The organism is Streptomyces sp. NPDC058279 (genome assembly GCF_042881255.1).
Lineage (GTDB): Bacteria > Actinomycetota > Actinomycetes > Streptomycetales > Streptomycetaceae > Streptomyces.
In genome coordinates, this window is sequence record NZ_JBHVYA010000002.1 from 72129 (window position 1) to 95183 (window position 23055).

Sequence of the window (23055 nt, forward strand, 5' to 3'; positions counted from 1 at the left end):
CGCGGCAACGGGGCGCGCATCCGTCGTGGTCGACCTGCATCCGTTGTGCCCAGCCGGAAGCCCGGTAATCCGCCCCCTCCGTCCCGACAGGGCGCCGACCGGCCGCGTCGGCCCATCCGGGTCATCCGGGGCGCCCCGCCGGGGCCTCCGCCGGGCCGCCCGCGCCCCCTCCCCGACCGGTAAACCGGTCGGCCGCGCACCGCCCCGCCCCGTACACTGGGCCCAGCGAAAGGCATGGATGGGGACGAGTAGCGTCGGACGCAGCCAGGAGCGACCCGGGGACGGTGAGAGCCCGGGGGCGAGCGCGATGCGAAGGATCACCCCGGAGCCGCCGGAAGAAAGCCGTCACGACGGCGAGTAGAACCGGCTTCGCACCCCAATGAGGGGGCCACCGGCGCTGCCGGCGGCCAAGGAGGGTGGTACCGCGGGAGCAGACGGCTCTCGTCCCTCCGGACGGACGTCGCATCCCGCCGGAGGAAGAGTTCAGCCTCATGACCACACCGCCGCAGTACCGCCCGGTACCCGCCCAGGTCGACCTGCCTGCCCTTGAGCACGCCGTTCTCGACTTCTGGCGCGAGAACAAGACCTTCGACAAGACCCTGGCCCAGTCCGAGGGTCGCCCCGAGTGGGTCTTCTACGAGGGCCCGCCCACCGCGAACGGCATGCCCGGCGCCCACCACATCGAGGCCCGCGTCTTCAAGGACGTCTTCCCCCGCTTCCGCACCATGCGCGGCTACCACGTCGCACGCAAGGCCGGCTGGGACTGCCACGGCCTGCCCGTCGAGCTCGCCGTCGAGAAGGAGCTGGGCTTCAACGGCAAGCAGGACATCGAGGCGTACGGGATCGCCGAGTTCAACGCCAAGTGCCGCGACTCCGTCACCCGCCACACCGACGCGTTCGCCGAGCTCACGACCCGGATGGGCTACTGGGTCGACCTGGACGACGCCTACCGGACCATGGACCCCGAGTACGTCGAGTCCGTGTGGTGGTCGCTCAAGGAGATCTTCAACAAGGGCCTGCTCACCCAGGACCACCGCGTCGCCCCCTGGTGCCCGCGCTGTGGCACCGGCCTCTCCGACCACGAGCTGGCTCAGGGCTACGAGACGGTCGTGGACCCCTCGGTCTACGTGCGCTTCCCGCTGACCTCCGGCCCCCTCGCCGGCGAGGCGGCCCTGCTGGTGTGGACGACGACCCCGTGGACCCTGGTGTCCAACACGGCCGTCGCCGCCCACCCCGAGGTCACCTACGTCGTCGCCACCAACGGCGAGGAGAAGATCGTCGTCGCCGAGCCGCTGCTGGAGAAGGCGCTCGGCGAGGGCTGGGAGGCCACCGGCCAGACCTTCACGGGCAAGGAGATGGAGCGCTGGACGTACGAGCGCCCGTTCTCGCTGGTGGAGTTCCCCGAGCCGGCCCACTACGTGGTCAACGCCGAGTACGTCACCACCGAGGACGGAACCGGCCTGGTCCACCAGTCCCCCGCCTTCGGCGCCGACGACCTCGCGGTCTGCCGCGCGTACGGCCTGCCGGTCGTGAACCCGGTGCGCCCCGACGGCACCTTCGAGGAGGACGTCCCGCTGGTCGGCGGCATCTTCTTCAAGAAGGCGGACGAGAAGCTGACCGCCGACCTCGACGCCCGCGGCCTGCTCTTCAAGCACATCGCCTACGAGCACAGCTACCCGCACTGCTGGCGCTGCCACACGGCCCTGCTCTACTACGCGCAGCCGTCCTGGTACATCCGCACCACCGCCGTCAAGGACGCGATGCTGCGGGAGAACGAGAAGACGAACTGGTTCCCGGACTCGGTCAAGCAGGGCCGCTTCGGGGACTGGCTGAAGAACAACATCGACTGGGCGCTGTCCCGCAACCGCTACTGGGGCACCCCGCTGCCCATCTGGCGCTGCGAGGAGAACCACCTCACCTGCGTCGGCTCGCGCGCGGAGCTGTCGGAGCTGTCGGGCACGGACCAGTCGGCCCTGGACCCGCACCGCCCGTACATCGACGACGTCACCTTCACCTGCACCCACGAGGGCTGCTCCCTCGAAGCGGTGCGCGTCCCCGAGGTCATCGACGCCTGGTACGACTCGGGTTCGATGCCGTTCGCGCAGTGGGGCTACCCGTACAAGAACAAGGAGGTCTTCGAGAAGCGCTACCCGGCGCAGTTCATCTCGGAGGCCATCGACCAGACCCGCGGGTGGTTCTACACGCTGATGGCGGTCGGCACCCTGGTGTTCGACAAGTCGTCCTACGAGAACGTGGTCTGCCTGGGCCACATCCTCGCCGAGGACGGCCGCAAGATGTCCAAGCACCTGGGCAACATCCTCCAGCCCATCCCGCTCATGGACCAGCACGGCGCGGACGCGGTGCGCTGGTTCATGGCGGCCGGCGGTTCCCCGTGGGCGGCGCGCCGCGTGGGCCACGGCACGATCCAGGAGGTCGTCCGCAAGACGCTCCTCACGTACTGGAACACCGTCGCCTTCCAGGCCCTGTACGCCCGCACCGCGAACTGGGCCCCCTCGGCGGCCGATCCGGCCCCCGCGGACCGCACGGTGCTGGACCGCTGGCTGCTGTCGGAACTCCACACGCTGACCGCCGAGGTCACGGAGGCGATGGAGTCCTACGACACCCAGCGCGCCGGCAAGCTGCTGTCCTCCTTCGTGGACGACCTCTCCAACTGGTACGTGCGCCGCTCGCGCCGCCGGTTCTGGCAGGGCGACGCGGCGGCGCTGCGCACGCTGCACGACGTGGTGGAGACGGTGACCCGGCTGATGGCCCCGCTGACCCCGTTCATCACGGAGCGGGTCTGGCAGGACATGATCGTGCCGGTCGCCTCGGACGCCCCCGAGTCGGTGCACCTGTCGTCGTGGCCGGTCGCGGACGCCTCGGCGGTGGACCCGGTGCTGTCGCAGCAGATGCAACTGGTGCGCCGCCTGGTGGAGCTGGGCCGGGCGACGCGTGCGGAGTCCGGGGTCAAGACCCGGCAGCCGCTGTCGCGGGCGCTGGTCGGGGCCGTCGGTTTCGACGCCCTGTCCCCCGAGCTCCAGGCCCAGATCACGGAGGAGCTGAACGTCTCCTCGCTGGCCTCCCTCTCGGAGGTGGGCGGGTCGCTGGTGGACACCACGGCGAAGGCCAACTTCCGCGCGCTGGGCAAGCGTTTCGGCAAGGGCGTGCAGGACGTCGCGAAGGCGGTGGCCGCGGCTGACGCGGCGGCGCTGTCCCTGGCCCTGCGCTCGGGCGAGGCCTCGGTGGAGGTGAACGGCGAGCCGGTCACCCTCACCCCGGAGGAGGTCATCATCACGGAGACCCCGCGTGAGGGCTGGTCGGTGGCGTCCGACTCGGGTGCCACGGTGGCGCTGGACCTGGAGATCACCCCGGAGCTGCGGCTGGCGGGCCTCGCCCGGGACGCGATCCGGCTGATCCAGGAGGCCCGGAAGAACTCCGGCCTGGACGTGGCGGACCGGATCGCCCTGCGGTGGTCCGCGTCGGACGCGGAGGTCGTGACGGCCCTGACGGACCACGCGGCGCTGATCGCGGACGAGGTCCTGGCGACGGACTTCGCGCAGGGCCCGGCGGACGGCGCCTACGGCGCCGAGTTCACGGACGAGGCCCTCGGCCTGACGTTCCGCCTCCGCAAGGCGTAGCCGCTCCGGCCGACTGTGGCCCGGTCCCCCCGCGCGGGGGTCCGGGCCACAGCCGTATCCCGCCCGGGAGCCGCCGCGCGGGCCGTCCGGACCCGAGCCTCAATCGCTGACGCGGCTCCAGGTCACTACACGACGCTCCGCGCCCGCGCCTCAAACTCCCCGGCCCGTGACCACATCCAGCCCCGCCGACGGTCGAGACCCGGGGGCCATATTCAGCCTCGCCGGCGTTTGAGGCGCCGGGTCCGGGGCGGAGCCCCGGCAGCAGCGCCGCACCCGGCGGCCGGGCCCGGTGCACATTCAGCCCCGCCGGCGTTTGAGGCGCGGGGTCCCAGGCAAAGGCCCGGCGGCGCCACGCGAAACGGGCCGGGCCCGGTGCCCCCGAAGGGGAACCGGGCCCGGCCCGTGAAGCGACTGCCGACAGACGCGGCGGCGGCTTAGTTGTCGTCCTCGTCGATCAGGAATCCCCGCATGGGAGACGGCGCCTGCATCGGCTGCGGCGCGGCCGGCCGCACCGGAGCCATCGGCTGCGTCATGGCCGGGGACATCTGCTGCTGGCCGCCGTAGGACGGACCGCCGCTCATCGGGGAGGGACCGCCCATGGGGGACGGGCCGCCCATGGAGTGACCCATCGCACCGGCCGGAGCCATCGACGGAGCCGGCGACGGCGGCAGCGCCGGACCGGCCGGGTTGCGCGGCGGGGCGAGCGAGTCGTCGGCCTGGGTCTCCAGCTGGCGCAGCTGCGACTCCAGGTAGGACTTGAGGCGCGTACGGTACTCGCGCTCGAAGCCCCGCAGGTCCTCGACCTTGCGCTCCAGCGTGGCGCGGGCGGACTCCAGGGAGCCCATCGCGACGCGGTGCTTCTCCTGCGCGTCCCGCTCCAGCGCGTCGGCCTTGGCGCGGGCGTCCCGCTCCAGGCCCTCGGCGCGGCTACGGGCCTCGCCGACGATCTTGTTGGCCTCGGAGCGGGCCTCCGCGATCGCCTGGTCGGCGGTCTGCTGCGCGAGCGACAGGACGCGGGCGGCGCTGTCGCCACCGGGGCCCTGCTGCGGGAGCTGCGGCTGCTGCTGGTGCATCGGCTGGCCCATGGGCTGCATCTGCTGCCCCATCGGCTGCATCTGCTGGCCCATCTGCTGACCCATGGGCTGGCCGAGCGGGTTCTGGCCGCCCATGGACTGCTGCTGCATGGGCTGCTGGCCCATCTGCTGCTGCCCCATCTGCTGCTGCTGGCCCATCTGCTGCTGGCCGCCCATGCTGTGCTGCTGCATGGGGCCGCCCATCGGGCCGGGGCCCTGCGGGCCGTGGCCGCCGGGACCGGCGGGCAGCTGCGGCTGGCCACCGGGCAGCTGCGGCGGACCCATCTGCGGCTGCTGCTGCTGCGGCGGGCCGGATATGGCCGCCGGGACGGGGCCGCCGGGGCCTCGCTGGTCCTGGGGCTCGGGCTTGCGCATGCCCTGCTGCTGCTGGTTCTGCGCGGCGGCACGCGTGGCGGCGGCCAGCTTGGCGCGCAGGTCCTCGTTCTCGCGCAGCAGGCGCGTCAGTTCGGACTCGACCTCGTCGAGGAAGGCATCGACCTCGTCCTCGTCATAGCCTTCTCGCAGGCGGACGGTCGTGAACTGCTTGTTCCGCACGTCCTCGGGAGTCAGCGGCATGTCTTCTTCACCTCTACGTAGTCGTCGGCAGTCGGCAAGACCGTATCGGGACTGTCCCCGCGCGCGCGGAGAAGCTCATCGTTCACACGCTTCTCGCAGCGGTGCTCACGAAACTGATGAGGATGTAAACGATGATCATCAGAACGAAGAAGGACAGGTCGAGTGCCACGCCCCCGAGACGCAACGGCGGGATGAAACGCCGGAGAAGCTTGAGCGGTGGATCGGTGACAGTGTAGGTGGCCTCCAGAACGACCACCATCGCCTTGCCGGGTGTCCATGAGCGTGCGAACTGGAACACGTAGTCCATGACCAGTCGGAAGATCAGCACGATAAGGAAGCACATCAGCGCGATGTAGACCACCTGCAGTGCGACGCCCATCCCGCGCTTCCCTCTCCCCTGCTCCCGCTCTGTTCCCGGCCCCGTGTCTGACGGATCGGTCTAGCTTTGGTTGAAGAACCCGCCCTCCGCGATGCGGGCCTTGTCCTCCGCCGTGACATCGACGTTAGCAGGCGACAGCAGGAACACCTTCTGTGTCACGCGTTCAATACTGCCGTGCAGACCGAACACGAGTCCGGCGGCGAAGTCGACCAGACGCTTCGCGTCGGTGTCGTCCATCTCCGTGAGATTCATGATCACCGGAGTGCCCTCACGGAAGTGTTCCCCGATGGTACGGGCCTCGTTGTAGGTCCGGGGGTGCAGCGTCGTGATGCGGTACGGCTCCCGCTCGGAGACGACCTTGGGCATGATCACGGGGGCGTTCTTCTCCATGCTGGTGCGGTCAGGTGTGATGGATGCCACGGGTGCGATTCGCGCCGGACGTCCGTTTTCGACCGGTGCCGGGGTGGGTTCCCGTGGCGCCGGAGGCTGTACGGCCCGTACCGGTTCGTCCGTTACGGGCGTTTGGTGCGCGGGCGGCTGACGCCGGCGATCCCGTTCCGGCTCCGGCTCCGGCTCGAACTCGTCATCGGGGTCGTACCCCGGATTGTCGTACCGGTCGTCCTCCACGAGGCCGAGGTAGACCGCCATCTTGCGCATCGCGCCGGCCATTCTCCGAGTCCTCCGCTCTGTGGTGGATCGCCCTGTCGCAGGTGCCGCCGTACCGGCGAAGGCTTTGTCGGCAATGTCACCAACTGCCCGCGATCCACGTGGCCCGTCCGCTCATCGGCGGAAATGACCATATTTTCTGCTGTGGTCCGACTTTCTTCGCGACGTTACCCGAGCCGGGGTCTCGCGCCGAGTACCGCAGTGCCGACGCGCACATGTGTCGCACCGGCCGTCACGGCTTGTTCCAAGTCCGCGCTCATTCCGGCCGATACCATCGTGGCAGCCGGATGGTCGGCGCGCAGGCCGGATGACAATTCCATCAGCCGCTCGAAGGCCGCCTGTTCGCGTCCCGCGTAGGGACCCGCCAGCGGGGCCACGGTCATGAGACCGTCGAGCCGCAGTCCCGGTGCGGCGGCCACGAGTTCCGCCAGTTCCGGGAGCAGGTCGGGCGCCGCCCCTCCCCGCGCGCCCCGTTCGCCCGACTCGGCGTCGAGGGCGATCTGTACGAGGCAGCCGATCTCGCGCCCCGCGTTCAACGCCGCCGCGGACAGCGCCGTGACGAGTCTCGGTCGGTCGACCGACTGCACCACATGCGCGTATCCGGCGACCGAACGGACTTTGTTCGTCTGCAACTGGCCCACGAAGTGCCAGTCGAGCGGCAGATCCGCGCAGGCCGCGGCCTTGGGGGCGGCGTCCTGGTCGCGATTTTCCGCCACATGACGGACACCCAGGTCCGCCAGCAGTCGTACGTCGCTCGCCGGATACGTCTTGGTGACCACGATCAGCGTCACCTCGTCCCGTGCGCGGCCGGCCGCCGCGCACGCGGAGGCGATCCGCCCCTCCACCCGCGCGAGGTTCTCCGCGAGTTCCGACTTACGGTCCATCATATTTCAGTCCAACCAGACATATCCGGCCAGCCGCCCGGTCACCCGGTCACGGCGGTACGAGAAGTGGTCCCGCGACTCCAGTGTGCAGACCGCGGATCGCCGACTGTCGGCCACCCCCGCCTCGGCCAGTTGGGCGTGCACCCCGGCGACCACGTCGACGGAGGGCGTTCCCCGACGGGTCTCGCCCCAGGCGGCCGGAACCACCTCCGCCACCGCCGCCCGCATCTCGGCCGGCACTTCGTAACACCGTCCGCAGACGGCCGGTCCGGTACGCGCGATCACGCGGGCGGGGTCGGCGCCGAGGGCGGTCATCGCCTCGACGACGGCGGGCACCACGCCCGCGACCAGCCCCGGCCGCCCGGCGTGGGCGGCGCCCGCGATCCCGGCGACCGGGTCGGCGAGCAGGACGGGCACGCAGTCGGCGGTGAGCACCGCGAGGGCGAGCCCCCGACGACCGGTCACCACCGCGTCCACCGCCGGGATCTCCCGGTCGGCGTCCCACGGTCCGTCGACCACCGCCACGTCCCGGCCGTGCACCTGGTTCATCCAGACGACCCGTTCGGGGTCGACGCCCAGGGATGCGGCGGCCCGGGTCCGGTTCGCGCGAACGGCGGCCGGGTCGTCTCCGACCGCGCCGCCGAGATTGAGCTCCTCGTACGGAACGGCGCTCACCCCGCCCCACCTGTCGGTGAAGGCGAAGTGCGCGCCGTTCTCGCTGTGGTGTGCCAGCGTCACTTCAAGAAGTCCGGTACGTCCAGTTCCTCGGCCGGGCTGTCCGCGTAGGGGCGGGCCGTCGGGACCTGCGGCGCGGGGGCCGCCGCCTCGACGGGGACCTCGGCCGGAGCCGGGGGGTCCTCGCGGGGGGTGACCGTGCCGAGTCCGCCGAAGGCCGGGCGGACCGGCTCGGGGGCGGCGCGGACCGGCGCCGGGGCCGGCTCCTCGCGCTTGGTGGACGCGGCGCCGATGACGTTGTCCCGGCGGGCCGGGGGCTGTCCGCCGTCGAACCCGGCGGCGATGACGGTGACCCGTACCTCGTCGCCGAGCGCGTCGTCGATGACGGCGCCGAAGATGATGTTCGCCTCGGGGTGCGCGGCCTCGCTGACCAGTTGCGCGGCCTCGTTGATCTCGAAGAGACCGAGGTCCGAACCACCGGAGATGGAGAGCAGGACGCCCCGGGCGCCGTCGATCGACGCCTCCAGGAGCGGCGAGGAGATCGCCATCTCGGCGGCGGCCACCGCGCGGTCGTCGCCGCGGGCCGAGCCGATGCCCATCAGGGCCGAGCCCGCCTCGGACATCACGGACTTGACGTCGGCGAAGTCGAGGTTGATCAGGCCGGGGGTGGTGATCAGGTCGGTGATGCCCTGCACGCCCGAGAGCAGGACCTGGTCGGCCGACTTGAACGCGTCCAGGACGCTGACCTGGCGGTCCGAGATGGACAGCAGGCGGTCGTTGGGGATGACGATGAGGGTGTCGACCTCTTCGCGGAGCTCGGCGATGCCGTCTTCCGCCTGGTTGGCGCGACGCCGGCCCTCGAAGGTGAACGGCCGGGTGACCACACCGATCGTCAGGGCGCCCAGCGAACGCGCGATGTTGGCGACGACGGGTGCGCCGCCCGTGCCGGTGCCGCCGCCCTCACCGGCGGTGACGAAGACCATGTCGGCCCCCTTGAGGACCTCCTCGATCTCCTCGCGGTGGTCCTCTGCCGCCTTGCGGCCGACGGCCGGGTTGGCGCCGGCGCCGAGGCCCCGGGTGAGTTCACGGCCGACGTCGAGCTTGACGTCGGCGTCGCTCATCAACAGCGCTTGGGCGTCCGTGTTGATGGCGATGAACTCGACGCCCTTGAGACCGACCTCGATCATTCGGTTGATGGCATTGACACCACCGCCGCCGACACCGATGACCTTGATGACTGCGAGGTAGTTCTGCGGTGCTGCCACGTCGAAGGCCTCTCGCCTCGAGTTACGTGTCGCCGCCTCGCGGGCCTGCGTTGCGACGACTGATGCCGAAATGGGGCGGTCCGTACGCGCCGACCCGAACCCTCACCCTGAAGTTTAGGGTGAGAGGGTGTGTCTGTTCCTTGGACTCTTCGGACTCTTCCGAACAGGACACTAAGTCGACAAGTAGCGCGTGTTCAACGAACACGCCGAACCTCCCGTTTTTCTTTTCACCCTATGTGATCACCCGTATCGCTGGCCAACCAGGGTGCGACGCCGTTCGACCGGACGTCAACTCCCGGACACCGCAGGGGCGGTGGGCACGCTCACGTCGAAGTGCCCGGCGTCCGGCGCGGCTTTCAGCAGAGCGGTCAACGCCCGCCCCTTCGCCTCGCCCAGTTCGCCGCTCCCCCACACGACCGTACGGCCCCGCGTCAGCTGGAGCACGACCGAATCGTAGGACTCCACCTTGACCTGCACCGCTTGCCCGGCGACGGCTTCGGGGAGGCTCCCGGCGATGCCCACGGCCTCGCGCAGCAACCGTTCGGCGTCGAAGCGACGACCGCTCGGCGAGCGTTCCGCGGCCAATTCGAGGACCGGGACACCGGTGGGTGCTTTCGCCACCGTGTCGAATCGCACACCCGAAGCGTCCACTTCGACGAACTTCGCGTCCTTCTTGATGAGCAGGACGGGTTTGCGTTCCTTCACTTTCAGACCGATTCCGTGCGGCCAGGCCCGCACCACATCGACCGAATCGATACGGGGCAACCGGCGGAGCAACCGGCTCTCGATCTCGTCGCTGTCGACGCTCACCAGGGGCGCGCCGACGGGCACGGCCGCCGCCGCGAGCACCTGCTGCTCGGTGAGCACGTCGGTGCCTGCGGCGGTGACCTTCTCGACGCGGAGCCAGGAGGACCCGTAGAGCACCCAGGTACCGGCGGCGGCGAGGAGCACGGCCGCGACGAGCGAGGCGAGCACGAGGACCCGGCGCGATCCGATGCCGGGCCCGCGCGGGCCGCTCCGCTTCGACGACTTCGGGCCGCCCGGCGGCGTGGGAGCGCCGGGGCCCCCGCCCTTGGGGCGGGGCCGGCCGGGGCCGGGATTGCCTCGCTGTGCGGTCGTCGCTCCGGCCACTCCTGTGCCTCCTGGCTAGCGGTTACTGCGTGCGGCGATCGCCTCGTAGACCAGGCCGACGAGCAGTTCGTCGGCGTCCCGGCGGCCGAACTCGGCGGCGGCGCGGGACATCTCGTAGAGGCGGTGCGGGTCGGCGAGCACCGGGAGGACCTGACCGAGCACCCACTCGGGGGTCAGTTCCGCGTCGTCGACGAGCAGGCCGCCGCCGGCCTTCACCACCGGCTGGGCGTTGAGCCGCTGCTCACCGTTGCCGATCGGCAGCGGTACGTAGGCGGCCGGAAGCCCGACGGCGGAGAGTTCGGCGACGGTCATCGCGCCCGCGCGGCACAGCATCATGTCGGCGGCGGCGTACGCGAGGTCCATCCGGTCCACGTACGGTACCGGGACATACGGCGGCATCCCGGGCATGTTGTCGACACGCGGCAGTTCGTTCTTCGGGCCGACCGCGTGCAGGATCTGGATCCCGGAGCGCTGGAGGGTCGGCGCGACCGCCTGGATCGTCTCGTTGAGGCGGCGGGCGCCCTGCGAGCCGCCGGAGACCAGCAGGGTGGGGAGGTTGGGGTCCAGCCCGAAGGCGGCGCGCGCCTCGGGGCGGACGGCGGCCCGGTCCAGGGTCGAGATCGAGCGGCGCAGCGGGATGCCCACGTAACGGGCGCCGCGCAACTTGCTGTCCGGGGTGGACACCGCGACGGCGTGCGCGTACCGGGAGCCGATCTTGTTGGCCAGTCCGGGCCGGGCGTTGGCCTCGTGGACGATGATCGGCACCCCGAGGCGCTTGGCCGCGAGGTAGCCGGGCAGGGCCACGTAGCCGCCGAAACCGACGACGCAGTCGGCCTTGGTGCGCTCCAGGATCTCCTCGGCCGCCTTGATCGTGCCGCGCAGCCGTCCGGGGACGGTGATCAGCTCGGGGGTGGGTTTGCGGGGCAACGGAACGGCGGGGATCAGCCCCAGCTCGTAGCCGCGCTCGGGCACGAGGCGGGTTTCGAGTCCGCGTTCCGTGCCGAGGGCGGTGATGCCCACGGAAGGGTCCTGCCTGCGCAGGGCGTCCGCGAGGGCGAGCGCCGGCTCGATGTGGCCGGCGGTCCCCCCACCGGCGAGTACGACATGCACCGAAATTCACCGCTCTCCGGACGGACGCCTGGTGACGCGCCGTCTCATCGACTTCCATCTCAGCCCGGTCCGCAGCCGGCCGTTCTTCGGCTGCCGCATCGCGAGCGCCGCGCGCGCCGCCGGCTCCTCCCGCGCGAAGGCGATGAGCAGTCCGACCGCGAACATGGTCGGCAGCAGGGCTGACCCTCCGTAGGAGAACAGCGGGAGCGGGACCCCGGCGATCGGCAGCAGACCGAGCACCGCACCGATGTTGATCACGGCCTGCGCCGTGATCCACGTGGTCACGCCTCCCGCGGCATACCGTACGAAGGGGTCCTCCGTGCGTCCGGCCACGCGGATACCCGCATAGCCTAGAGCCGCGAACAGGGCGAGCACCGACAGCGTCCCCGCCAGACCCAGTTCCTCACCGGTGATGGCAAAGATGAAGTCCGTGTGGGCTTCGGGGAGTTGCCCCCATTTTTCCACACTCGCACCCAGACCCGAACCGAACCATCCACCGGACGCGAGCGCGTAGATCCCGTGCACGGCCTGCCAGCAAAGGTCGTTCTTGCCCGGTTCTGTCGCACCGATGCAGGCGAGCCGGTCCATCCGGTGCGGACTGGTCTTGATCAGCAGTACGACGATCACACCCGCGAAGGCCAGCACGCCCGCGAACATCCTCGTGGGCGCCCCGGCGAGCCAGAGCAGCCCGAACAGGATCGCCCCGAGGATCACGGCGGTTCCCATGTCCCCGCCGAGCATGATGAGTCCGAGCAGCAGGAAGGTCACCGGCACGAGCGGCACCAGCAGGTGCTTCCACTGGCTCAGCAGCCCCTTCTCCCCCTTGCGCGCCAGCAGGTCGGCACCCCACAAAATCAGCGCCAGTTTGCCGAACTCGCTGGGCTGGAGCATGAACGGGCCGCCGAGGGAGATCCAGTTCTGGTTGCCGTTGATCGACACCCCCATCCCGGGGACCTGGACCAGGGCCATCAGGAAGAGGGTTCCGGCGAGCACCGGGTAGGAGAGCGCCCGGTGGAGCTTGACCGGCATCCGCGAGGCGATCAGCAGCAGGCCGGCGCCGATCAGGGCGGCCAGGAACTGCTTCTTGAAGAAGTAGGCGTCGCCCAGGCCCAGCTGGAGCGCCTTGATCATGGAGGCGGAGTAGACCATCACCAGTCCGAGGACGGTGATGAGCAGCGAGCTGCCGAAAATCAGGTAATACGCGGTGAGTGGACGGTCCCAGGCCTTGCGCAACTGCCACTGCGTGCGCCGGAGCCCGGCGAGCGGCCCACGCCCCGCGGGGCCGCCGGGACGGGGCGCGGGGCGTTTGCGGCCCTGCGCCCGGACCGTCTTCACGGACGTGGCGGCTCTGACCGCCTTCACGGCCTTCACGGCCTTGGTGGCGGACGGCCGCCGCCCCGGCAGGACTTGTCTGGCCGGCATCTGTGATCTTCCCCTCCACTCGTACGAGGCGAGCAGCCGGTCGGGGAGGGACACCTGCCCTGGGTCGACCTAGGCGCTCTCGGCGGCCAGTTCGCGTACCGCGTCGGCGAACGCGTCCCCACGCTTGTTGTAGTTCGCGAACATGTCCATCGAGGCACAGGCAGGTGCCAGCAGGACCGTGTCGCCGCGCTCGGCGAGCCGGGCCGCTTCCCGGACCGCTGCGAGCATCGCCCCAGTGTCGGTCCGGTCGAGGTCCACGACCGGGACCTGCGGGGCGTGTCGCGCCAGCGCCTCGGCGATCAGGGCCCGGTCGGCGCCCATCAGCACCACGGCGCGCAGCCGCTCCGCCGACTTCTGCACGAGTTCGTCGAAGGTCGCGCCCTTGGCGAGGCCGCCGGCGATCCAGACGACGGGTTCGAAGGCGGCGAGGGACGCCTCCGCGGCGTGCGTGTTGGTGGCCTTGGAGTCGTCGACGTACGTGACTCCCGCCACCTCGGCGACGTGCGCGACCCGGTGCGCGTCCGGCCGGAAGTCGCGCAGGCCGTCACGGACGGCGCGGGGCTCGACCCCGAAGGCGCGGGCGAGGGCGGCGGCGGCGAGCGCGTTGGCGATGTTGTGCGGGGCGGGCGGGTTGACGTCGCCGACCTCGGCGAGTTCCTGGGCGTTCTTCTGCCGGTTCTCGACGAAGGCGCGGTCCACGAGGATGCCGTCGACGACGCCGAGCATGGAGGGGCCGGGGGCGCCGAGGGTGAACCCGATGGCCCGGCAGCCCTCCTCTACGTCGGCCTCCTCGACCAGCCGTTCGGTGGCGGGGTCGGCGACGTTGTAGACGCAGGCGACGGTATTGCCCTCGTAGATGCGGCCCTTGTCGGCGGCGTAGGCCTCCATGGAGCCGTGCCAGTCGAGGTGGTCCGGGGCCAGGTTGAGGACGGCCGCGGAGTGGGCGCGTACGGAGGGGGCCCAGTGCAGCTGGTAGCTGGAGAGCTCGACGGCGAGGACGTCGTACTCCTCCTCGCCGGTGACCACGTCGATGATGGGCGTGCCGATGTTGCCGACGGCGGCGGTCCGCAGACCGGCCGCCCGCAGGATCGAGGCCAGCATCTGCGTGGTGGTGGTCTTGCCGTTGGTGCCGGTGATGGCGAGCCAGGGGGCGGCGTCGGGGCCGCGCAGCTGCCAGGCGATCTCCACGTCGCCCACGACATCCACGCCCGCCTTGGCTGCCGCCAGGAAGAGGGGGCTGTCGGGCTTCCAGCCGGGCGAGGTCACCACGAGGTCGGTGCCCTCGGGGAGGGTCTCGGCGTCGCCGAGGCGTACGGAGACGCCCTTGGCCTCCGCCTCCAGCTCCGCGGCCCGGGCCCGGTGGCCCTCGCTGTCGCCGCCGTCGACGACGGTCACGACGGCGCCGAGGCCGGCCAGGGCGCGGGCGGCGCTGACGCCGCTCACGCCGAGGCCGGCGACGGTGATGTTCTTGCCCTGCCAGGACGTCACTTGTCCGCTGCCCATCCCGCGTAGAAGAGTCCGAGGCCCACGATCACGCACATGCCCTGGATGATCCAGAAGCGGACCACGACAAGGACTTCGGACCACCCCTTGAGTTCGAAGTGGTGTTGCAGCGGGGCCATCCTGAAGACGCGCTTCCCGGTCGCCTTGAAGGAGCCGACCTGGATGACGACCGACATGGTGATGAGGACGAAGAGGCCGCCGAGCAGGGCGATCAGGAACTCCGTGCGGGAGCAGATCGCGAGGCCGGCGAGGGCGCCGCCGAGCGCGAGCGAACCGGTGTCACCCATGAAGATCTTGGCGGGCGAGGTGTTCCACCACAGGAAGCCGAAGCAGGCGCCCATCAGGGCGGAGGCGACGACCGCGAGGTCCAGCGGGTCGCGGACCTCGAAGCAGGCCGCCGGGTTGGTCAGGTCCTGCGCGTTCACGCAGGACTCCTGGTGCTGCCAGACACCGATGAAGGTGTACGCGCCGAAGACCATCACCGCGGCGCCCGTGGCCAGGCCGTCGAGGCCGTCCGTGAGGTTCACGCCGTTGGACATGGCGAGGATCATGAACAGCGCCCAGACCACGAACAGCACCGGCCCGATCGCCCAGCCGAAGTCCGTGACGAACGACAGCTTGGTGGAGGCCGGGGTGAGCCCGCGCGCGTCCTTGAACTGGAGTGCGAGGACCGCGAAGGCGATGCCGACGATCAGCTGGCCGGCCATCTTGGCCTTGGCCCGCAGACCGAGCGAACGCCGCTTGACGATCTTGATGTAGTCGTCCAGGTAACCGACCAGGCCCATGCCCGCCATCAGGAACAGGACCAGCAGACCCGAGAAGCTCGGCTCCTCGCCCGTGATCACCTTGGTCAGTGCGTACGCGATGAGCGTGGCCAGGATGAAGGAGATACCGCCCATGGTGGGCGTGCCCTTCTTGCCGGCGTGGCCGCGCGGGCCGTCGTCGCGGATGAACTGGCCGTAGCCCTTGCGGGCCAGCAGCTTGATCAGCAGCGGGGTCCCGATGACGGTGAGGAACATGCCGATGACACCGGCGAACAGGATCTGCCTCATCGCTCGGCGGCCTCGCCTTCGAGCAGAGCCTGTGCGACCCGCTCCAGACCGGCGGACCTGGAAGCCTTCACCAGCACGACGTCCCCCGGGCGCAGTTCACTGCGCAACAGGTCGACCGCCGCCTGCGCGTCGGACACGAGCACCGACTCCTCACCCCACGAACCCTCGTTATATGCGCCCAGTTGCAGCCAGGACGCTTCCCTGCCCCCGACTGCGACGAGCTTGCTCACGTTGAGCCGGACGGCGAGCCGTCCCACCGCGTCGTGTTCGGCCAGCGCGTCGTCACCGAGTTCGGCCATGGGGCCGAGCACCGCCCACGTGCGACCCCCGGTCGCCTGAGCGGCGGAGCCCATCGCGGCGAGCGCTCGCAGAGCGGCCCGCATGGACTCGGGGTTCGCGTTGTAGGCGTCGTTGACGATGGTGACGCCGTCCGCGCGCTCGGTGACCTCCATCCGCCACCGGGACAAGGTGCCCGCCCCGGAGAGCGCGGTGGCGATCTCCTCGGCGGACATGCCCAGAACATGGGCGACCGCGGCCGCGCCGAGCGCGTTCGACACGTGGTGCTCACCGTACAGGCGCAAGGTCACGTCACTGCACCCGGTGGGTGTGTGGAGTGTGAAGGACGGCCGGCCCTGGGGCGTCATCCGGACATCCGTGGCGCGTACGTCGGCCTCCTCCGCCTCGCCGAAGAAGACCGTACGGGCCTTCGTGCGGGCGGACATGGCGCGGACCAACGGATCGTCCGCGTTCAGGACGGCGACGCCGCCCTCGGCCTCGGAGGGCAGGGCCTCGACCAGCTCGCCCTTGGCCTGGGCGATGGCCTCCCGGCCGCCGAACTCGCCGATGTGGGCGGTGCCGACGTTCAGCACGAGGCCGATGCGGGGCGGGGTGAGCCCCGTGAGGTAGCGGATGTGGCCGATGCCGCGGGCGCCCATCTCCAGCACCAGGTGCCGGGTCTCCTCGGTGGCGCGCAGCGTGGTGATCGGCAGGCCGATCTCGTTGTTGAGGTTGCCCGGCGTCCACACGGTCGGCGCGTGGTGCTGGAGGACCTGGGCGATGAGGTCCTTGGTGGAGGTCTTGCCGGCCGAACCGGTCAGGGCCACCACGTCGGTGCCGATCCGGGCGACGACGGCGCCGGCCAGCGCCCCGAGGGCCGCGACGACGTCGGGGACGACGATGGCGGGCACCTCGACGGGCCGGGTGGCGAGGACGGCGCGGGCGCCCGCCGCGATGGCCGTGGCGGCGTAGTCGTGGCCGTCGACGCGTTCGCCGACGAAGGCGGCGAACAGGCTGCCGTCCGCCACCTCGCGGGAGTCGAACACGACCGGGCCGGTGACCAGGACGGACGGATCCGGTATGTCGTGGAGCTGCCCGCCGGTGATGTCGGCGATCTCGGCGAGGGAGAGGGGGATCACGGGGTCACCTCGGCCTGGGGGGCCTGCTGTTGGCGTTCGATGGCGGCGCGGAGCACCGCGCGGTCGTCGAAGGGGCGGACGACACCCGCGGTGTCCTGGCCCTGCTCGTGGCCCTTGCCGGCCACCAGGACGGTGTCACCGGGCCGGGCCCGCGCGACGGCGGCGGCGATGGCCGCGGCCCGGTCGGCGTCGACCAGGACGGCGCCACGCTCGGCGGGCGGTACGGAGACGGCGCCCTCGAACATCGCGGCGAGGATCGCGAGCGGGTCCTCGGAGCGCGGGTTGTCGGAGGTCAGGACGGCGGTGTCGGCGAAGCGGGCGGCCGCGGCGCCCATCGGGCCGCGCTTGGTGGTGTCGCGGTCGCCGCCGCAGCCGAGCACGATGTGCAGCTTGCCCTCGGTGACCTCGCGCAGCGCCCGCAGCACCGATTCGACGGCGTCGGTCTTGTGCGCGTAGTCGACGACGGCCAGGAACGGCTGTCCGGCCTCGACCCGCTCCAACCGGCCGGGGACCCCGGGGACCGCGGCGACGCCGTCGGCGGCGGTCTGCGGGTCGAGGCCGGCGGCGGCGAGCGTGACGATCGCGGCGACGGTGTTGGCGACGTTGAACGGGCCGGGCAGCGGCGCGGTGGCCCGTACCCGCCGCCCTTCGGGGCCCAGCAGGGTCAGCGTGGAGTCGGCGGCGCCCAGCGCCACGTCCTCGGCGCGCCAGTCGGCGGCGGGGTCACCCGAGGCGGAGAAGGTGACGATCGGGATGGTCGCCTGCTTGGCCAGGCGGCGGCCGTACTCGTCGTCGACGTTGACCACTCCGAGGCGGGCGCGGCGCTCGGTGAAGAGCTGCGCCTTGGCCTGGAAGTAGTCCTCCATGTCGGAGTGGAACTCCATGTGCTCGGGGCTGAGGTTGTTGAAGACGGCGACGTCGAAGACGCAGCCGTCCACCCGGCCGAGCACCAGGGCGTGGCTGGAGACCTCCATGGTCACGGCCTCGACCCCGCGCTCGCGCATGACGGCGAAGAGGGCCTGGAGGTCGGTGGCCTCGGGGGTGGTGCGCTCGGACTTGATGCGCTCGTCCCCGATGCGCGTCTCGACGGTGCCGACCAGGCCCGTCGCGCGTCCGGCGCCGCGCAGGCCGCCCTCGACGAGGTAGGCCGTGGTGGTCTTGCCGGAGGTGCCGGTGATGCCGAGCTGGAGCAGGGCCTCACCGGGGCGGCCGTAGATCTCGGCGGCGAGCTCGCCCATCCGGGCGCGCGGGTCGGCGACGGCGAGCACCGGCAGCCCCGTCGCGGCGGCGCGCTCCGCGCCGGCCGGGTCGGTCAGCACGGCGGCGGCGCCGAGCGCGGCCGCCTGGGCGGCGAAGTCCGCCCCGTGCAGCTTGGCGCCGGGCAGGGCCGCGTACAGGTCGCCGGGGCGCACGGCGCGGGAGTCGTGCGTGATGCCGGTGATCCGCGTCGTTTCCGTCCGTGGTTCGGCGCCTGCCGTTTCGACGCCCAGCAGCCGCGCCAGCCCGCCCAGCGGGGTCGGGCGGACGGAGCCGGGCCGGGGCGCTCCCGGCGGCGCTGCCGGGGCGTCTTTCTGGGGCGTTCTGGGCTGATCAGCGTGGGACACGGCGGTGAGCGTACCGGGCGTGGCGGGCCGCTCGCGAAGCGAGGGCCCGGCGGCGGCGTCGGGGGCCGACTGGTTCCCGGGTTTCGGGGTGATCGTTGTCACTGATGGTGCCTCACGCGTCTCTGGCTGGGCGGTCGGTTCACTGGCCGGGCTGCGGGCTGGTCCGGGGCGCGGGCTCCGGGGCCGGCGGGGGTGCGACGTCGTAGGTGACGGGCAGCCCGGCGGGGGCGGTTCCGGTGGGGGCGACCTGAAGGGTCTTGAGCGCGAACTCCATGACCTGTTTGTAGATCGGCCCGCAGATCTGGCCGCCGAAGTAGCTGCCCTTCGTGGGGTTCTGGATGGCGCAGTAGACGGTGATCCGCGGGTTGTCGGCGGGTGCGAACCCGGCGAAGGAGGCGGTGTAGCCCTTGTAGCGGCCGGTGGCCGGATCCACCCGGTTGGAGGTGCCGGTCTTGCCGCCGACCCGGTAGCCGGGGATCCGCGCCTTGGTGCCGGTGCCCTCCTGGTCGTCGACCACCGATTCGAGCATCTGGGCGAGGGTCTTCGCGGTCTCCGGACTGACGACGCGCGTCTGCCCGGGCGCCTTGGCGGGGGTGAAGCGGCCGTCGGGCCCCTTGGTGCCGCGGACCAGGGTCGGCTGGATGCGGACCCCGCCGTTGGCGATGGTCGAGTACACCGAGGCGGCCTGCATGGCGTTGAGGGAGAGGCCCTGGCCGAAGGGGATGGTGAACTGCTGCGAGGTGGACCAGTCCTCGGGTTTGGCGAGGATGCCGCGGGACTCGCCCGGGTAGTTCAGGCCGGTGGGCTGCCCGATGCCGAACTTGTCCAGGTAGGAGTAGAGGACCTTGTTGGCCTCGGTCTGCGTGCTGCCCAGCTGACCGGTGGCGAGGATCGTGCCGATGTTCGAGGACTTGGCGAGGACCCCGTTGAGGGTCAGGTACCAGGTGGGGTGGTCGATGTCGTCCTTGAAGAGCCGGTCGCCGCGGTGGAGCCGGTTGGGCACCTCGACGTGGGTCTCCGGGGTGGCCTTCTTCTCCTCCAGTACGGCGGCCATCGACATCACCTTGGCGGTGGAGCCGGGCTCGTAGACGTCCTGGAGGGCCGCGTTGCCCATGGCCGCGGAGCTGGCCTTGCCGAGGTCGTTGGGGTCGAAGCCGGGGGCGTTGGCCATGGCCAGCACCTCGCCGGTGCGGGTGTCCTGGACGATGACGTAGCCGCGGTCGGCGCCGGACTTCTCGACCTGTTCGGTGATGGCGCTCTGCGCGGCCCACTGGATGTCGCGGTCGATGGTCAGCTCGATGTCGTCGCCGGGCACGGCGGGCTTCTCGCTGGATCCGGCGGTGGGCACGCGGCGGCCGCCGGACTGGGCGTAGGTGAGTTCGCCGTCCTTGCCGGCCAGCTTCTTGTCGAGGGCGGACTCCAGGCCGCCGCCGCCCTTGCCGTCGGCGTTGACGTAACCCAGTATCCCGGCGGCCAGGTCGCCGTTCGGGTACACGCGCTTGCTGCTGTCCTCCTTGAACACGCCGGCCAGGACGTTGGCGCCGGGCCCGTTGTTCTTCCGGTCGGCGGCCGCCTTGTCGGCGAAGACCTTCTGGAGGTCCTTGATCTGGTTCCAGACCTGGGGGGTCTGCCGGCGCGCGAGGACGACGTAGCGCGAGTTCTTGGTCCCCAGGCGGCCCGCGATCTCCTTCGCGTCCTTGCCGAGGATCGGCGCGAGGAGGGCGGCGGCCTGCTCGGGGGCGTCCGGGGCCTTGCTCTCCTGCGGGGTGAACATCTTCGGGTCGGCGGTGATGTCGTACGCGTCGACGCTGGTGGCCAGGGCCACGCCCCTGCGGTCGGTGATCTCCCCGCGCTCGGCGGCCAGGGTGTAGCTGGCGAAGCGGTTCTCGGACGCCTTGGCGGAGTAGGCGGAGGCGTCGACGGCCTGTACTTGGAGGAGCCGGACGACGAAGGCGAGCATCACGAGGGTGAGGGCGACGCTGACCAGACGCAGTCGGGGTTTGGGGCTGCCGAGGCGGATGGTGTGGGCGGTGCGCGCGGGACCGGGGCGGCCGGTGGCCCGCGCCCGCGCCGGGCCGGGCACCCTGCGTCGGGGCACCTGCGGGCTCACGTCCGCGCCCCGTGCCGCCGGCCCGTCGTGGGCGTCGCCGTGGTCGTCGCCTTGGTCGCCGGCGGCGCCGCTGCCGGGGCTCCGCGCCCGACCCCGTGCCTCGGTGGCCGGCGGGGCTGGATTCGGTTCACGACGTCACCTTCCGGAGGAGGGCGAGCCCGCCGGGCTCGGGGTGGGTGAGATCGACGCGGCCGGCGGGGCGGCCGGTGCGGACGGGCTCTGGGCAACCGGCGGTGCGGCCGGCGGGGGCGACGGCGGGGGCGGTGTCTCGGCCGCCGTCGGTGTTCCCGCGACCTTCCCGTCCGGGCCGATGAAGACCGGGCTGCCGCCGGGCACCAGGCCCAGCTCGTGCGCCCGCCGCTGGAGCGCGTCCGGCGCCGAGTACCCGTCCACGTCCCGCTGCAGCTCCTGCTGCTCGTCCCGCAGGACGGTGGTCTCCTTCTTCAGCTTGCTGAGCTGGAAGGAGCCCTGGTTCAACGCCGAGTTCAGCAGCAGCAGGCTGATCAGCCCGCCGCCGAGCAGGGCCACGACCAACACGACGAACGGCATCCGCGCCGCCTGCCCGGACGTGCTCTGGCCGGACGCGCCCTGGCCGAACCCGCCCTGGCCGGCCCCCGCGCCGCCCCCGCCCCGCAGCAGCCCGCGTTTCGTCACAGTCGCGCCTCCCGGATGCGCTCGACCCCGCGGAAGCGCGCCGGGGCGGCCCGCCGGTTCTCGGCGATCTCCTCCTCGGTCGGGAGCTCCGCACCGCGCGTGAGCAGTTTCAACTTCGGCTGGTAGCGCTCGGGCACGACCGGCAGCCCCGGCGGCGCGGTGGAGGCCGCGCCCGCGGCGAAGACCTGCTTCACCAGCCGGTCCTCCAGCGAGTGGTAGGACAGCACCGCGATCCGGCCCCCGACCGCGATCCGGTCCACGGCCGCCGGGATCGCCCGCTCCAGCCCGGCCAGTTCGGCGTTGACCTCGATCCGCAGCGCCTGGAAGGTCCGCTTCGCCGGGTTGCCGCCCGTCCGCTTCGCCGCCTGCGGCAGCGCCTCGCGGATCACCTCGACCAGTCGGGCGCTGTTCGAGAACGGTTCCCTCGCGCGCTCGCGCACGATCGCCGAGACGATGCGCTTGGCCTGCTTCTCCTCGCCGTACTGGCGCAGGATGCGGACCAGCTCGCCGGGCGCGTAGGTGTTGAGGACCTCGGCGGCGCTGATGCCGGTGGTCTGGTCCATCCGCATGTCCAGCGGCGCGTCCTGGGCGTACGCGAACCCGCGGTCGGCCTCGTCGAGTTGCATGGAGGAGACACCCAGGTCGAAGAGGATGCCCTGGACGGTGGGGATGCCCAGGCCGTCCAGCACCTCGGCGAGGTCGGCGTAGATGGCGTGTACGAGGGTGGCCCGCTCGCCGAAGGGCGCGAGCCGTTCGCCGGAGAGCCGCAGGGCCTCCTTGTCGCGGTCCAGGCCGATGAGGTGGACCTCGGGGAACCGGGTGAGCAGGGCCTCGCTGTGGCCGCCGAGGCCGAGGGTGCAGTCGACGACGACGGCGCCGGGCCTCTCCAGCGCCGGGGCCAACAGGTCCAGGCACCGCTGGAGCATCACCGGGACATGTCGGGACTCGCTAGTCAAAGCGCCCTCTCAGATAACGGCGCGGCAGGCATACGCCGCGCCGCGCACGCGGAGTGTTACCAGGGGGCCGGGCGGCCGGTGAGGGCCGGGCTCCGGCCGGTTCGCGTCACTTTAGTGCAACGGTCGCCACGGTCAACGAACCGCCCCGCGCGCGGTGCGCCCCGCTGTGGGCCAATCCGCAAAAGCCGCCAATCACCCCAACGGCCGACCCCGCCCCACCCCTGTGGGTTAGCTCACAACAACCCCCGTTGACGTTCTTTGTCCCCCCTCACTCGATGCCACAACGTGCTGTGACCATTAACGTCGTACTCATGACGACTTCCGCATCGCTGCCCGCAGACCCGGCAACCCAGGCAACCGGTGGCCGCTCCGTCACGGACCGGCTGGTCGAGGCGAACCGGCGTTACGCCGCACAGTTCACGGACCCCGGCATGGACGCCCGTCCCGTGCTGAAGGTGGCCGTCGTGGCCTGTATGGACGCCCGACTCGACCTGCACAAGGCCCTCGGGCTGGAACTCGGCGACTGCCACACCATCCGCAACGCGGGGGGTGTGGTCACGGACGACACGATCCGCTCGCTCACCATCAGCCAGCGGGCTCTCGGCACCCGCGCGGTGATACTGATCCACCACACCGGCTGCGGCCTCGAAAGCCTGACCGAGGACTTCCGGCACGAGCTGGAGGACGAGGTGGGCCAGCGTCCCGCCTGGGCCGTCGAGGCGTTCCGGGACGTCGACCAGGACGTGCGCCAGTCCATGCAGCGGGTCCGCACCAACCCCTTCCTGCTCTTCAAGGACGATGTGCGAGGCTTCGTCTTCGACGTGCACACCGGGCTCCTGCGGGAGATCGATCCCGTCTCCTGAGTGACACGGCGCCGCAACGCCGTCAAGAATGCGGGGTGACGCCACCCGGGAGCCGTCGGGCCCGGCGTCCACCCCCTCG

General features: G+C 71.4%; 18 protein-coding genes. 2 read left to right on the top strand and 16 right to left on the bottom strand.

From position 1 onward, the window contains the following. Positions 1 to 491 precede the first annotated feature (491 nt). Positions 492 to 3638, top strand: coding sequence for an isoleucine--tRNA ligase (gene ileS, locus ACFVXJ_RS05095; protein WP_389658845.1), 3147 nt, complete (start codon positions 492 to 494; stop codon positions 3636 to 3638). 434 nt (positions 3639 to 4072) lie between these two features. Here the strand turns inward: ileS and ACFVXJ_RS05100 are convergent, their stop codons facing one another. The 16 genes from ACFVXJ_RS05100 to rsmH form a co-directional block, all read right to left on the bottom strand. Beyond that, positions 4073 to 5287: a DivIVA domain-containing protein gene (locus ACFVXJ_RS05100; RefSeq protein ID WP_389658848.1), complete on the bottom strand. Its 1215-nt coding sequence runs from the start codon at positions 5285 to 5287 to the stop codon at positions 4073 to 4075. 82 nt (positions 5288 to 5369) lie between these two features. Further along, positions 5370 to 5666, bottom strand: a complete 297-nt coding sequence (locus ACFVXJ_RS05105) for a YggT family protein (protein WP_030155988.1) — start codon at positions 5664 to 5666, stop codon at positions 5370 to 5372. A 60-nt stretch (positions 5667 to 5726) separates the two neighbouring features. Then, positions 5727 to 6335 (bottom strand): cell division protein SepF, encoded by a 609-nt coding sequence (locus ACFVXJ_RS05110; protein ID WP_361135826.1) that lies wholly within the window; start codon positions 6333 to 6335, stop codon positions 5727 to 5729. Between the two features lie 164 nt (positions 6336 to 6499). Then, positions 6500 to 7219, bottom strand: coding sequence for a YggS family pyridoxal phosphate-dependent enzyme (locus tag ACFVXJ_RS05115; protein ID WP_389658853.1), 720 nt, complete (start codon positions 7217 to 7219; stop codon positions 6500 to 6502). A 3-nt stretch (positions 7220 to 7222) separates the two neighbouring features. Next, positions 7223 to 7954 carry a peptidoglycan editing factor PgeF gene (gene pgeF, locus ACFVXJ_RS05120; protein ID WP_389658856.1) on the bottom strand — a complete coding sequence of 244 codons (732 nt, stop codon included), beginning with the start codon at positions 7952 to 7954 and terminating at the stop codon, positions 7223 to 7225. After that, on the bottom strand, positions 7951 to 9156 hold the full coding sequence (gene ftsZ, locus ACFVXJ_RS05125) for a cell division protein FtsZ (protein ID WP_389658859.1): 1206 nt from the start codon (positions 9154 to 9156) through the stop codon (positions 7951 to 7953). The genes pgeF and ftsZ overlap by 4 nt, the downstream gene beginning before the upstream one ends. A gap of 288 nt (positions 9157 to 9444) precedes the next feature. Next, positions 9445 to 10287: a cell division protein FtsQ/DivIB gene (locus ACFVXJ_RS05130; RefSeq protein ID WP_389658862.1), complete on the bottom strand. Its 843-nt coding sequence runs from the start codon at positions 10285 to 10287 to the stop codon at positions 9445 to 9447. 15 nt (positions 10288 to 10302) lie between these two features. Further along, positions 10303 to 11397, bottom strand: coding sequence for an undecaprenyldiphospho-muramoylpentapeptide beta-N-acetylglucosaminyltransferase (gene murG, locus ACFVXJ_RS05135; RefSeq protein WP_361315885.1), 1095 nt, complete (start codon positions 11395 to 11397; stop codon positions 10303 to 10305). A gap of 6 nt (positions 11398 to 11403) precedes the next feature. Next, on the bottom strand, positions 11404 to 12819 hold the full coding sequence (gene ftsW, locus ACFVXJ_RS05140) for a putative lipid II flippase FtsW (RefSeq protein ID WP_389658866.1): 1416 nt from the start codon (positions 12817 to 12819) through the stop codon (positions 11404 to 11406). 69 nt (positions 12820 to 12888) lie between these two features. Then, positions 12889 to 14322 carry a UDP-N-acetylmuramoyl-L-alanine--D-glutamate ligase gene (gene murD / locus ACFVXJ_RS05145; protein WP_389658869.1) on the bottom strand — a complete coding sequence of 478 codons (1434 nt, stop codon included), beginning with the start codon at positions 14320 to 14322 and terminating at the stop codon, positions 12889 to 12891. Then, positions 14304 to 15374, bottom strand: coding sequence for a phospho-N-acetylmuramoyl-pentapeptide-transferase (gene mraY, locus ACFVXJ_RS05150; RefSeq protein WP_361315892.1), 1071 nt, complete (start codon positions 15372 to 15374; stop codon positions 14304 to 14306). The genes murD and mraY overlap by 19 nt, the downstream gene beginning before the upstream one ends. Continuing rightward, the gene (gene murF / locus ACFVXJ_RS05155; RefSeq protein ID WP_389658872.1) at positions 15371 to 16789 is read right to left on the bottom strand and encodes a UDP-N-acetylmuramoyl-tripeptide--D-alanyl-D-alanine ligase; all 1419 of its coding nucleotides are present in this window, start codon (positions 16787 to 16789) and stop codon (positions 15371 to 15373) included. The genes mraY and murF overlap by 4 nt, the downstream gene beginning before the upstream one ends. After that, positions 16786 to 18495 (bottom strand): UDP-N-acetylmuramoyl-L-alanyl-D-glutamate--2,6-diaminopimelate ligase, encoded by a 1710-nt coding sequence (locus tag ACFVXJ_RS05160; RefSeq protein WP_389658875.1) that lies wholly within the window; start codon positions 18493 to 18495, stop codon positions 16786 to 16788. Before ACFVXJ_RS05160 ends, murF begins: the two co-directional genes overlap by 4 nt. A gap of 37 nt (positions 18496 to 18532) precedes the next feature. Next, positions 18533 to 20503: a peptidoglycan D,D-transpeptidase FtsI family protein gene (locus ACFVXJ_RS05165; protein WP_389658878.1), complete on the bottom strand. Its 1971-nt coding sequence runs from the start codon at positions 20501 to 20503 to the stop codon at positions 18533 to 18535. Positions 20504 to 20638: 135 nt separating this feature from the next. Continuing rightward, positions 20639 to 21157 carry a hypothetical protein gene (locus ACFVXJ_RS05170; protein ID WP_389658881.1) on the bottom strand — a complete coding sequence of 173 codons (519 nt, stop codon included), beginning with the start codon at positions 21155 to 21157 and terminating at the stop codon, positions 20639 to 20641. Beyond that, positions 21154 to 22113 (bottom strand): 16S rRNA (cytosine(1402)-N(4))-methyltransferase RsmH, encoded by a 960-nt coding sequence (gene rsmH, locus ACFVXJ_RS05175; RefSeq protein WP_389658884.1) that lies wholly within the window; start codon positions 22111 to 22113, stop codon positions 21154 to 21156. The genes ACFVXJ_RS05170 and rsmH overlap by 4 nt, the downstream gene beginning before the upstream one ends. Positions 22114 to 22388: 275 nt before the next feature. Here rsmH and ACFVXJ_RS05180 point away from each other — a divergent pair, with 275 nt between their 5' ends. Further along, positions 22389 to 22976, top strand: a complete 588-nt coding sequence (locus tag ACFVXJ_RS05180; RefSeq protein ID WP_389658887.1) for a beta-class carbonic anhydrase — start codon at positions 22389 to 22391, stop codon at positions 22974 to 22976. The last annotated feature ends 79 nt before the right edge of the window (positions 22977 to 23055 follow it).

What these genes read in the sequence shown, in the direction of transcription:
- ACFVXJ_RS05100 (WP_389658848.1), bottom strand. Translation starts at nt 5,287, where the DNA reads ATGCCGCTGACTCCCGAGGACGTGCGGAACAAGCAGTTCACGACCGTC.
- ACFVXJ_RS05105 (WP_030155988.1), bottom strand. Translation starts at nt 5,666, where the DNA reads ATGGGCGTCGCACTGCAGGTGGTCTACATCGCGCTGATGTGCTTCCTT.
- murD (WP_389658869.1), bottom strand. Translation starts at nt 14,322, where the DNA reads ATGGGCAGCGGACAAGTGACGTCCTGGCAGGGCAAGAACATCACCGTC.
- ftsW (WP_389658866.1), bottom strand. Translation starts at nt 12,819, where the DNA reads ATGCCGGCCAGACAAGTCCTGCCGGGGCGGCGGCCGTCCGCCACCAAG.
- ACFVXJ_RS05180 (WP_389658887.1), top strand. Translation starts at nt 22,389, where the DNA reads ATGCCACAACGTGCTGTGACCATTAACGTCGTACTCATGACGACTTCC.
- ACFVXJ_RS05115 (WP_389658853.1), bottom strand. Translation starts at nt 7,219, where the DNA reads ATGATGGACCGTAAGTCGGAACTCGCGGAGAACCTCGCGCGGGTGGAG.
- ileS (WP_389658845.1), top strand. Translation starts at nt 492, where the DNA reads ATGACCACACCGCCGCAGTACCGCCCGGTACCCGCCCAGGTCGACCTG.
- mraY (WP_361315892.1), bottom strand. Translation starts at nt 15,374, where the DNA reads ATGAGGCAGATCCTGTTCGCCGGTGTCATCGGCATGTTCCTCACCGTC.
- ACFVXJ_RS05110 (WP_361135826.1), bottom strand. Translation starts at nt 6,335, where the DNA reads ATGGCCGGCGCGATGCGCAAGATGGCGGTCTACCTCGGCCTCGTGGAG.